Source organism: Cupriavidus gilardii, assembly GCF_013314895.1.
Lineage (GTDB): Bacteria > Pseudomonadota > Gammaproteobacteria > Burkholderiales > Burkholderiaceae > Cupriavidus > Cupriavidus gilardii_C.
Genome location: NZ_JABTYE010000024.1, coordinates 64450 through 75965, shown reverse-complemented (window position 1 = coordinate 75965; position 11516 = coordinate 64450). Strand labels below are relative to the sequence as shown.

General features: G+C 69.3%; 9 protein-coding genes. 5 read left to right on the top strand and 4 right to left on the bottom strand.

Annotated elements, in window-relative coordinates; genetic code table 11:
- Positions 1–206 precede the first annotated feature (206 nt).
- Complete coding sequence (locus tag HTY53_RS20560) at positions 207–1100, top strand: AEC family transporter (RefSeq protein WP_174108412.1); 894 nt, start codon at positions 207–209, stop codon at positions 1098–1100.
- Here HTY53_RS20560 and queG read toward each other — a convergent pair.
- Positions 1093–2322: a tRNA epoxyqueuosine(34) reductase QueG gene (gene queG / locus HTY53_RS20555; RefSeq protein WP_174108411.1), complete on the bottom strand. Its 1230-nt coding sequence runs from the start codon at positions 2320–2322 to the stop codon at positions 1093–1095. The genes HTY53_RS20560 and queG overlap by 8 nt on opposite strands.
- A gap of 16 nt (positions 2323–2338) precedes the next feature.
- Between queG and tsaE the strand changes: the two genes are divergently transcribed.
- On the top strand, positions 2339–2851 hold the full coding sequence (tsaE, locus tag HTY53_RS20550) for a tRNA (adenosine(37)-N6)-threonylcarbamoyltransferase complex ATPase subunit type 1 TsaE (RefSeq protein ID WP_174108410.1): 513 nt from the start codon (positions 2339–2341) through the stop codon (positions 2849–2851).
- Positions 2845–4365, top strand: a complete 1521-nt coding sequence (locus HTY53_RS20545; RefSeq protein WP_174108409.1) for an N-acetylmuramoyl-L-alanine amidase — start codon at positions 2845–2847, stop codon at positions 4363–4365. Before tsaE ends, HTY53_RS20545 begins: the two co-directional genes overlap by 7 nt.
- Positions 4366–4451: 86 nt before the next feature.
- On the opposite strand, the gene HTY53_RS20540 is transcribed toward HTY53_RS20545, so the two are convergent.
- Positions 4452–5471 carry a bile acid:sodium symporter family protein gene (locus HTY53_RS20540; protein ID WP_174108408.1) on the bottom strand — a complete coding sequence of 340 codons (1020 nt, stop codon included), beginning with the start codon at positions 5469–5471 and terminating at the stop codon, positions 4452–4454.
- 163 nt (positions 5472–5634) lie between these two features.
- Here HTY53_RS20540 and HTY53_RS20535 point away from each other — a divergent pair, with 163 nt between their 5' ends.
- Entirely contained in the window at positions 5635–6528 is an 894-nt protein-coding gene (locus HTY53_RS20535) for a LysR family transcriptional regulator (protein WP_174108407.1), read from the top strand.
- A gap of 83 nt (positions 6529–6611) precedes the next feature.
- Here the strand turns inward: HTY53_RS20535 and ggt are convergent, their stop codons facing one another.
- On the bottom strand, positions 6612–8540 hold the full coding sequence (gene ggt, locus HTY53_RS20530; RefSeq protein WP_254600046.1) for a gamma-glutamyltransferase: 1929 nt from the start codon (positions 8538–8540) through the stop codon (positions 6612–6614).
- A 172-nt stretch (positions 8541–8712) separates the two neighbouring features.
- Positions 8713–9471 carry a 3-hydroxyacyl-CoA dehydrogenase gene (locus tag HTY53_RS20525; RefSeq protein WP_174108406.1) on the bottom strand — a complete coding sequence of 253 codons (759 nt, stop codon included), beginning with the start codon at positions 9469–9471 and terminating at the stop codon, positions 8713–8715.
- 323 nt (positions 9472–9794) lie between these two features.
- Here HTY53_RS20525 and HTY53_RS20520 point away from each other — a divergent pair, with 323 nt between their 5' ends.
- Positions 9795–11504, top strand: a complete 1710-nt coding sequence (locus HTY53_RS20520) for a hypothetical protein (RefSeq protein WP_174108405.1) — start codon at positions 9795–9797, stop codon at positions 11502–11504.
- The last annotated feature ends 12 nt before the right edge of the window (positions 11505–11516 follow it).

Here is an 11516-nt window from a genome sequence, read left to right as displayed (position 1 = left end):
GGTACATCGAGAACGGAAAGGGAGGCTGAATGAGATCGACGGAAATCCGGAGCGTGCCATCTTCCGGGTTTTCTGAAACAATACCAATCCGTATCTGCCCTAGGGCGCACACCGGACCGGTTCCGGAACGCCGTCCGCACGGGCTCCTGCCATCCTTCCTGACATCCATCGACGCGCCCCCGCGTCCCCACAACAACAAGACGCCGATGTCGCCTGCTCTGCTGATGGTGCCCGATTTCAGCCTGATCCTGATCGGATGGCTGCTGGTGCGCTATACCGCGTTCGATCGCGGTTTCTGGTCCGGCGTGGAACGCCTGGTGTATTTCGTCCTGTTCCCCGCGCTGCTGCTGCAGGCTACCAACAGCGCGGTATTCGATTTCTCGACCACCTCGGCGATGCTCGGACTGGCGGTGCTGACCACGGTGTTCGGCATGGCCGCGGGCTACACCGTCAAATGGGTGCTGCGGCCGGATCCGATCGATTTTGCCTCGGGCCTGCAGACCGCGTTCCGCTTCAACTCGTATATCGCGCTGGCGCTGGCCGCGCGGCTGGGCGGCAGCGAAGGGCTGGCGATGATGGCGGTGATCGTCGGCTGCGTGGTGCCGATGTGCAATGTCGCCGCGGTGTGGGCGCTGGCCCGGCACGGCGAGGCGCGGCTGTGGCGCGAGCTGGCGCGCAATCCGCTGATCCTCGCCACTGCGGGCGGCCTGGTCACCAACCTGATCGGCCTGCATCCGCCCGAGGTCCTTGGCATGACGCTGGCCCGGCTCGGTTCGGCCTCGACCGCGCTGGGCCTGATGACGGTCGGTGCCGGTCTGCAGATGCGCGGCGCGGTCGGCACGGTCGGGCCGGTCGCGTGGTGGACCGGGGTCAAGCTGCTGGCGATGCCCGCCTTTGCCTGGGTGATCGGCCGGCATCTGCCGCTGTCGCCGCTGCAGCTGCAGATCGCGGTGCTCTATGCCGCGATGCCGACCGCATCGAGCGCGTATATCCTCGCGGTGCGCATGGGAGGCAACGGGCCGATGGTGGCCGCGGCAATTTCGGTGATGACGGTGGCCGCGATCTTCACGGCGCCGCTGTGGCTGTCGCTGGTCAGCTAGGGCGCTGCTGCGGAGGTCGCTGTGGCGGCGATGGCCGCTGTGCGAGCGCCCATGCCACATGCTCGCGCACCAGCTCGGACGGATGGTCGGCGCGCGCCTGCAAGGCAGCGCCGATGCGCTGCGCCTGCGCCGGCTCGGCTGCACCGCGCAGCGCATTGCCCAGGCCCACCGCCAGATTGCGCAGCCAGCGTTCATGGCCGATGCGCCGGATCGGACTGCCTTCCAGGCGCCGATTGAATTCTTCCTCGCTCCAGCCGAACAGCTCGACCATGTCGGGCGCATCGAAGCCGTTGCGCACGTCGAAGTCGGGCAGCGTCGAGCGGTGCGCGAACTTGTTCCACGGGCAGGCCAGCTGGCAGTCGTCGCAGCCGTAGACGCGGTTGCCCATCGGCGCGCGCAACGCTTCGGGAATCGCGCCCTTGTGCTCGATGGTGAGGTAGGAGATGCAGCGGCGCGCATCGAGCCGGTACGGCCCGACGATCGCCTGGGTCGGACAGATGTCGATGCAGCGGCGGCACTGGCCGCAGTGCGCGGAGGCGGGCGGGTCCGCCGGCAGCGGCAGATCGACCAGGATCTCGCCGAGGAAGAACATCGAGCCGCCGTCGCGGTCCAGCAGCAGCGTATGCTTGCCGCGCCAGCCCAGGCCGCCCTGGCCGGCCAGCGCGACCTCCATCACCGGCGCCGAGTCGGTGAACACGCGATAGCCGAACGGCCCGATCGCGGCCTCGATGCGGCCGGCCAGCTGCTGCAGGCGCGCGCGCAGGACCTTGTGATAGTCGCGGCCCCGCGCGTACAGCGAGACGGTGGCTGCGGTGCCGCCGGCCTCGACCTGCGCCAGGCGCGCGAATTCGCGCTCGCGCCAGCCGTCGCGATCGCCGTCGTTGCCGACGTCTTCGTCATGCGTGGAGGCGGGCAGATAAGGCATGCGCGCCACGATCGCGCGCACCGTGCCGGGCACCAGTTCCGCCGGCCGCGCGCGCTTGACGCCATGGTTCGCCATATAATCCATGTCGCCATGGCAGCCCTGCGCCAGCCACGCCAGCAGTCCCGCTTCGGCATGGCTCAGGTCCACATCGGCGACGCGCACGTCGTCGAAGCCGAGCGCCGCGCCCCAGGCGCGAATCTGCGCGACCAGCGCATGCGGGTCCGCGCCGGTGGCGTGCTGCGCCGCTGGCGTCCCGCTGAGAACGGCGTCAGGCGCCTGTGCTGCTCGGTCGATCATCCCTGAATTGTACGCAATGCCCCTGCTCGAAGAACGCACCGTGATCCTGCCCGACGAAGCGGCCACCGACCGCCTCGGCGCGGCGCTGGCCGGCGCGGTGCGCGGTTTGCCGCCGCAGACCGTGCACGTCCAGCTCTCGGGCGATCTCGGCGCGGGCAAGACCACGCTGTCGCGCGCCGTGCTGCGCGCGCTGGGCCATGCCGGCAAGGTCCGCAGCCCGACCTACACGCTGTGCGAGCCGTATCAGGTCGCACGCGCCGACGGTTCGCCGCTGACCGTCTATCACTTCGATCTCTATCGCTTCGCCGATCCCGAGGAATGGCTGGACGCGGGATTTCGCGACTGTTTTGCCGAGCCGGCCTTCAATCTGGTCGAGTGGCCGGAGAAGGCCGCATCGCTGCTTGGGGAACCCGACCTGCACCTGTTGCTCCAATCGGACACCTCGCCCAGCGATGAGGCCGCCGATCGGCGAGTCGCGATTCTGCGGGCCTATACTCCAACCGGACTTCTCCTGCTGCACGCATGCTGATCAAGCGCCTCGCCACCGACCGCCCCGATGAACTGCTGCTCGCCCGCCGCAAATGGCTGGCGCAATGCCTGAAAGCCGGCGCCGGAACGGTCGTGCTGACGCTGGCGGGTCCGCAGATCGCGGCCGGCGCGGGCATCGTCGCGGTACGTGTGTGGCCGGCCGAGGACTATACGCGCGTCACCATCGAATCGGACCAGCGCCTGGCCGCGGTCCACACGATGGTGCGCAATCCCGATCGGCTGGTCGTCGATATCGACGGCCTGGACCTGTCGCCGACGCTGCGCGAGCTCGTCGCCAAGATCACCCCCAACGATCCTTATATCCAGTCGGTGCGCGTCGGCCAGAACCGGCCGCGCGTGGTTCGGCTGGTGTTCGACCTGAAGGAAGACGTCTCGCCGCAGGTCTTCACGCTGGCGCCGATCGGCCAGTATCAGAACCGCCTGGTGTTCGATCTCTATCCGGTCAATCCGCCCGATCCGCTGTGGAAGCTGGTGCGCGAGACCGAGGACAAGCAGCGCCGCTTCGCCTCGACGCCGTCGGGCGAGGGCGCCGACAGTGTGGCGGGCGCACCGTCGAGCAGCGAGGAGGATGCGATCGCCGCGCTGGTGCGCCAGTTCGAGGACCAGGCGAAGACGCCCGCCACGCCGCCGGTGCCGGCCAACCCGCCGGTCGCGGCCAGCAAGCCGAAGCCGCCCGCCGGGACCGCGCCAGGCCAGCCGCCGCAGCACAACGCGCCGCTGGCGCAGGACAAGCCCGGCAAGAGCGACCCCGCCGACGATCCCGCGCCGTCGCGCTTGAAGATGCGCCGGCTGCTGACGGTGGCGATCGACCCTGGCCACGGCGGCGAGGACCCCGGCGCGATCGGCGCCGCTGGCTCGCGCGAGAAGGACGTGGTGCTGCAGATCGCCAAGCGCCTGCGCGCCAAGATCGATGCGCAGCCCAATATGCGGGCGATGATGACGCGCGACGCGGACTTCTTCGTGCCGCTGAACGTGCGCGTGCAGAAGGCGCGCCGGGTCAAGGCGGATCTGTTCGTGTCGATCCATGCGGACGCCTTCATCAAGCCGGAGGCGCGCGGCGCGTCGGTGTTCGCGCTGTCCGAGCGGGGCGCCTCGAGCTCGGCGGCGCGCTGGCTGGCCAACAAGGAAAACGCTGCCGACCTGATCGGCGGTGCCAACATGAACAACAAGGACGCGCAGGTCGCGCGCGTGCTTCTGGATCTGTCGACCACCGCGCAGATCAACGACAGCCTGCAGGTCGGCAAGGCGGTGCTGTCGGAGATCGGCAGCCTGCACCGGCTGCACAAGGCGCATGTCGAGCAGGCCGGGTTTGCCGTGCTGAAGGCGCCCGATATCCCGTCGATCCTGATCGAGACCGCGTTCATCAGCAACCCGGAGGAAGAGCGCAAGCTCAACGACGAGGCCCACCAGGAGCAGCTGGCCAACGCGATCCTGCGCGGCATCCGCGGCTATTTCGCGCGCAACCCCCCGTTGGCGCGCAGCCCGTCGGTGTGAGCGTCCTGCGGCAAGCGAAAAAAGGCCGGCAAACGAATTTGCCGGCCTTTTTTCATCGGGCGAGGCCCGGGGCGTGGATCAGGCTGTCACGCGCGCGCGACCGCGCCTTCGATCTGCTCCCGATTGGCATAGCGCGACGCCATCACCGAGCAGACGATCAGCTGCAGCTGGTGATAGACCATCAGCGGCAGCACCAGCAGGCCCAGCGCCGGGTGACCGGCGAACAGGATCTTCGCCATCGGGATGCCGTTGGCCAGGCTCTTCTTCGAGCCGCAGAACACCGCGGTGATCTCGTCCTCGATCGAGAAGCCGAGGCGACGCGCGACGAACGTCGTGGTGGCCAGGATCGCGAACAGCAGCACCGCGGCCAGCGCCATCACGGCGGCGATGGTCTGCCAGCTGTACTGGTGCCACAGGCCCTCGGCGGTGGCATCGCAGAACGACGAATAGACGATCAGCACGATCACGCCGCGGTCGATCTTGCTGGTGATGGGCTTGTGCCGGCCCAGCCAGGCGCCGATCACCGGACGGGCCAGCTGGCCCAGCGCGAACGGCAGCAGCAGCTGCAGCGCCACGCCGGTCAGCGCCTTGCCGAGCGGCATCGAGGCGCCGCTGGCGCTGATCACCAGGCCCATCAGCAGCGGGGTCAGCGCCATGCCGATCAGCCCGGAGATCGTCGCGTTGAAGATCGCACCGGGCACGTTGCCGCGCGCCATCGAGGTCATCGCCACCGAGGACGAGACCGTCGACGGCAGCGCGCACAGGAAGAACACGCCCAGCAGCAGGTCGGCCGGCACGCGGTCGTGCAGCGCGAACATCAGCGCGGCGCCGATCAGCGGGAACACCACGTAGGTGAAGACCTGCACGAAGGTATGCAGGCGCCAGTGGCGTGCGCCGGCGACCAGCTTCTCGCGCGACAGCGCGGCGCCGTGCAGGAAGAACACCAGCGCGACGCCGAGACTGGTAACCAGCCCCAGGTGGAGCGGACCGTCGCCGGTGCCGAACTCCGGCGCGGCCAGGGCCAGCGCGATGGCGGCAAGCATGATCAGCACGAAGCCGTCGATCAGATCGTAGAGTTTCTTGAACGGGGTCAACAGGAAGGACATGACTGCGTGGACAGAAGCGCACCGGAGCGGCGCGCCGGGACGACTGGGTTAAAAGAAAAAGAAATCGACAGAAAACGGTGGAATCAGGGTTAACGCTGGTATTGGACGATAGTCCTGTCTAGAATGCAAATTCATTTGTCGTATTCATTGATATGGTCAACGCATGAATTACACGTTGCGGCAGTTGCGGGTCTTCCTGGCAGTGGCGTCGCACGGCAGTTTCAGCCGCGCGGCGGACGCGGTGGGGCTGACCCAACCTGCGGTCAGCCGCGGCGTGGCCGAGCTCGAGGAGGCGCTTGGCTTGCGCCTGCTGGACCGCACCACGCGCGAGGTGGTGCTGACCGATGCCGGGCAGGCTCTGGTGCCGGCACTGGAGCGGCTGCTGGGGCAGCTCGACGACACGCTGGAAGAGACCCGGCAGCTCGGTGAGCGCTACCGCGGCAGGGTGGTGATTGCCAGCGCGCCCACCATCTCGGCGCGGCTGATGCCGCTCTATGTCGCCGCCTGTGCGCGGCAATATCCGGAGGTGCGGCTGTCGGTGCGCGACAACGTGCAGGCCGACGGGCTCGAGCAGATTCGCGCCGGCGCGGTGGACTTCGGCGTGCTGATCGACCCGCTCGCCAGCGAAGGGCTGGAAACGGTGCCGCTGGGCACCGATCCGTTCTGCTTCGTCTGCCGCGACGACGACCCGTTGGCCAAGCGCGACACCGTGTCGTGGTCGGCGCTCGACGGCGTGCCGCTCGTGCTGCTCGATTTCGCCTCCGGCAGCCGGCCGCTGATCGACCGCGTCTTCGCGATGCACGGCGTGACGCCGCGGGTCGTGCAGGAGCTGGGCCACTCGGCCAGCGTGTTCGGCATGGTGCAGGCGGGCATCGGCGCGTCGGTGCTGCCGTCGTTCTCGCTGCCGCTGCCGGCCGATTCCAACCTGGTATGGCGCCAGCTGGTGCCGCAGGAGGAGCGGCGCATCGTGATGGTCCGCCGCGAAGACCGGTCGCTGTCGCCCGCGGCGGCGGCAGTGTGGGAGATGGTCAGGACGATGCCGATTCCGGCGGCTTGAGGTTACGGGGACCGGGAGAGGGGCGGGGGAGAGGGCAGCGGAGAGGGCAGCGGCGGTCGTCATGCCGCCGCCGCCATCGCCCCTCAATCCCCCATCGCCACGCCTTCCCGCCGCGGATCCGCGCCGCCGAACCACATCGGCTTGCCGTTCACGCGCACCCGCATGATCCCCTGCAGGCCCGAGGTCTGGTCCATCACGCGCACGTCGTGGCCGCGCGCCTTCAGCCCTTCCACCAGCCCGTCCGACACGCGACCCTTTTCGAGCTCGGTCGGGCCGTTGCGCGAGCCCACGTTCGGCAGCGAAATGGCCTCTTGCACGTTCAGCCCCCAGTCCAGCGTGCCGACCAGCGTCTTGGCCACGTAGTTGATGATGGCCGAGCCGCCGGGCGAGCCCGCCGTCATCACCAGTTCGCGGGTTTGCCGATCGAACACCAGCGTCGGCGCCATCGACGAGCGCGGCCGCTTGCCCGGCTGCACGCGGTTGGCCACCGGCTTGCCGTCCTCCTCCGCGACGAAGGAAAAGTCGGTCAGCTGATTGTTCAGCAGGAAGCCGCGCACCATCTGGCGCGAGCCGAACTGGTCCTCGATGGTGGTGGTCATCGACAGCGCATTGCCGTAGCGGTCCACCACCGAGATATGCGAGGTCGACGGAAACTCGGGCGCGCGGTCGCGCCCCATCGCCACCGTGGCGCCGGCCGGCGTGCCGGCGCTGGCCTTGCCCATGCTGCGTTCGCCGACCAGCGCGGCGCGGCTGGCCAGATAGCGCGGATCGACGAGGCTGCGCCAGTCGCCGCCGGGCAGCGGCACGAAATCGGTATCGGCGACGTATTGATTGCGATCGGCGTAGGCCAGCCGGCCCGCTTCGGAGAATAGATGCGCGCCTTCGACAGACGGCTCCAGGCCGACGGCGTTGCGCTGCGGCTGGGCGGAGCCGATCTGCCGCGCGGGCGGCAGCGCCTGCAGGATGCCCAGCATCTGCGCCACCGCGATGCCGCCCGACGACGGCGGCGGCATGCCGCAGACGGTCCAGCGGCGATAGTCGGTGCAGATCGGTTGCCGCACCTTGGGGCGGTAGTCGGCGATGTCCCTGGCGGTCAGCAGGCCGGGATTGGTCGGATGCGAGCGGACCTTGGCGGCAATATCGCGCGCCACATCGCCCCGGTAGAAGGCGTCGGCGCCGCGTGTCGCGACGCTGCGCAGCACCGCCGCCAGCTCCGGATTGCGCAGCACCGTGCCGGCCGCCTTGGGCGTGCCGTCGGCGTTGTAGAAGTAGGCGCGCGCGGTCGGATCCTTCATCAGGTCCTGGTCCTGCGCGATGATCGTCGCCAGCCGCGGGCTGATCGCAAAGCCTTGTTCGGCCAGCCGGATTGCCGGCTCGAACAGCCGCCGCCACGGCAGCTTGCCGTGCTGGCGATGCGCCAGTTCCAGCATGCGCAGCACGCCGGGCGCGCCGACGGAGCGGCCGCCGACCAGCCCTTGCCGGAACGGCACCACCTTGCCGTCGGGGCCATAGAACAGGCGGTCGGTGGCGGCGGCCGGCGCGGTTTCGCGGCCGTCGAAGGCCTGCACCTGCTTGCCGTCGAAATGCATCAGGAAGGCGCCGCCGCCGATGCCCGAGGAGTTGGGCTCGACCAGATTCAGCACCATCTGCGTGGCGATGGCCGCGTCGATGGCGGTGCCGCCCGCCTTGAGCATGTCGTAGCCGGCCTGCGTGGCGAGCGGATTGGCGGCGGCCACCATGAAGGAACTGGCGGTCCAGCCCGGCTTGTCGGTCCAGCCGGAAGCGCCTTCGGGCGCGGGGGGCAGGGCGGTGGTGCTGGCGGTGGCGCCGGTGCTCGAGGTTGTGCTGGCGGCGGGGGCCGCCTCGGCACCGGATTCCTGACCGGCCTGGCGGGCCGCGCAGCCGGACAGCAGCAGGGCGGTCAGCGCCCCGGCCAGCATGGCGGCGGAGGGCACGCGCGTGACGGCGCCTGCGGTGGAACGGAACGGCGAAACCGGCGAACGTGGCGGCATGCTGGACTCCCATGAGACGGATCAGGTACAGCGATTGTAGTCACTGCGATCAGCCACCGTGTCATGTAAAGCACAATCGGCCCGCCGCGACGGGTACCGGCGCGCCGCCGGACCGCCCCGGACCGCCGCGGGATGCCGGATGCCGCCGGACCGCCGTTCCGCACCGGCCGCCTTACTTCGGCTGCATCCGGATCGCACCGTCCAGCCGGATCACCTCGCCATTGAGCATGGTGTTGCCGATGATGGCCTGCACCAGTTGCGCGTATTCGGCCGGACGGCCGAGCCGCGGCGGGAACGGCACCATCTTGCCCAGCGCGTCCTGCACCTCCTGCGGCATGCCGAGCAGCATCGGCGTCTCGAAGATGCCCGGGGCGATCGTCATGCAGCGCACGCCGTCGCGCGACAGATCGCGGGCCACCGCCAGCGTCATGCCGACCACGCCGCCCTTCGAGGCGGCATACGCGGCCTGGCCGATCTGGCCGTCGAACGCCGCCACCGACGCGGTGTTGACGATGATGCCGCGCTCGCCGCCGTCGTCCGGCGCGTTCTGCACCATCGCCGCGGCGGCCAGCCGGATCATGTTGAAGGTGCCGATCAGATTGATGCGGATGGTCTTCTCGAAGGCATCGAGCGGATGCGGACCGTTCTTGCCGACGGTCTTGTTGGCGGTCGCGATGCCGGCGCAGTTGATCAGACCGGCCAGGCGTCCGAGCCCCACCGCGGTGTCGACCACGGCCTGGCCATCGGTTTCCGAGGTCACGTCGCAGCGGACGAAGCGGCCGCCCAGTTCTTCGGCCAGCGCCGTGCCGGCAGCCTCGTTCAGGTCGGCGATGACGACCTTGCCGCCCTGCTCGGCGAGCATGCGGGCGGTGCCCGCACCCAGGCCGGAAGCGCCGCCGGTGACGATGAATACGTTGTCTCGGATCTGCATGGATTGTCTCCTCGGGGTTGGGGGCGCCGACCGACACCGCACCGGCGCCGAAACATGACGCGCAGCATAACGTTTACGTAAACGTCAAGCATCGCGCCGTATTGTAAAGGCCCAGCCCATACGCCGATAGCCGTCACGAGAATCGTAAGCCCGGGATCATTCGGACGAGATGTTGCCGCCGCATCTGGCTAGAGTGCGCCCACGCCACACATCGGGAGTCTGCAGTGAGCGAGTTCCACACCTCATGGATTTGCAGCGGTCCGCCATCGCCAAGGCCGAATCAGGCGGCGGATGCCACCGGCCGGGGTGCTGTACCGGCCAGCATGGCGCCGCCAGATGACGCGATCCAGCGAGACTGTGCCGAGCCGGAGGGAAAGCCAGGTGCCTTGCGGCAGTTCCTGCGCGATCTGCGGCCGGGGCGGCAGAGCCTGCGCCTGAATACCACCGGCGTCTCGTTGATGTCGTCGGCGGTGCAGGAGGTGGAGCCGCTGCTCGAATCCACCGACGCCATTTCTCCGAATCTGGTCGAGGCCAGCGAGGTGCTGCCGGCCGGCGACGCCGTGCTCGGCGTGGTGGATCTGGTCGGGACGGCGGCCGGCAAGTTAGCGGCCTGGCGGCGCGTCGCGGCCTCGGAGCCGCGCTACCGGCGCGCGGTGGCTCTGCTGGCCCACTCCCGGCTGCCGGCCGAGGTCGAGCGGCGCAAGGCTGCGCTGAAGGCGACGCGTCATTGGATCCGGGCTTGCCTGGCGACGGCACGCGCGAATCCGGACCGGCCCGAGGGCGCACCGGCGCCCGCCATCGCCGCGCATCGACTGCGGCAGCACGCAACGCCGCTTCTGCACGACACGTTCCACCATGCCCTGACCGCAGGGAACGCTGGCGCCTGCGCGCTCGGCCAGGCCGCAATGGGTGTCATCGACCGCGAACTCGCCGCCATCGATCGGGAGCGCGATGCCATCATTCGGCAGCACTGCGCCGACGTGCTCGACTATCAGGGTGCCAGCCGTGACGATCGCCGCGCCACGCAGCGGCTGCGCGGCAGCGCCATCGCCTGCCTGCGCGACAGCGGCCTGCAAGGACTGCGCGTCGGCTACGAAGCCAGTCCGCTCGCGGAAAGCGCGTGGCAGGCGCCGCTCGATTTGGGCATGATTCCCGCCGAGATGCTTTCCTTCGGCTTCGGTGCGGCCATCGGTCTGGCCCATGTCGGTTGCGGTATCGGCGAACTGGCCGAGGCGAGGCATCGCATGGCGACGTTGCAACAGATCCGGCGGGCGGTTGGCGACAATCTGAGCCGGATGTCGGCCGATCCGGCACGGCGCAAGCGGCTGCAGTCGCCCGCTGCCACGAAGGCGCTGCGCTGGTTTGCCGACGGACAGCGCCGCTGGCGCCAGCGCGCCGTCGAACTCGCGCGCTGGGCGGTCGGGCGGATTGCCTACGGTGCCGGCACCGTGCTGCTGTCGAGCGCGGGTATCGCGACGATGCTGACATTGGGTACGGTGGCGCTCGTGAGCACCGCCGGGACCTTGCTGGTGGCGGGCGGCGTGGTGCTCGGCGGCGCCTGGTTCCTGTTCACGTTGATCAAGATCGCCAGGCGCTTCGGGCAGAGCCGTGCCGATTCCCGCGAGAACAAGCTGCTGGCGCGCGCGGTCCGGCGCGGCGCGGCGCGTGGGCTGTGTGCCGAAACGTTGTCGCAATGCAGCCTGGCGCAGCTCGAATCGTTGCCGCGGGAATTTCCGGCGCTGCCCGCCAATCGCTATTGGCAGGCCGCGGTGCTGACGCGGCGGCTGCTGATCGAAGATGCGGCCGACAAGATCGCCGGCAAGGCGGCGCGGCTGGAGACCTCGGCCGTGCTGCAGGCCCTGGGCATGTCGAAGCTGTCCACCACGCTGCTTAAGCATGCAGGCTTCGAGCTGGCCTATCGAACGATCTTTCTCTACCTGCACGGCGACGGCGCGCAGTCGGCCTGGAGCGAGGGGACCTTCCATCGGGTGGAGACGGCCGGCGAGCGGGGGCCCGCAGCGCATGGTGGCTAGCTGCCCCGCGCA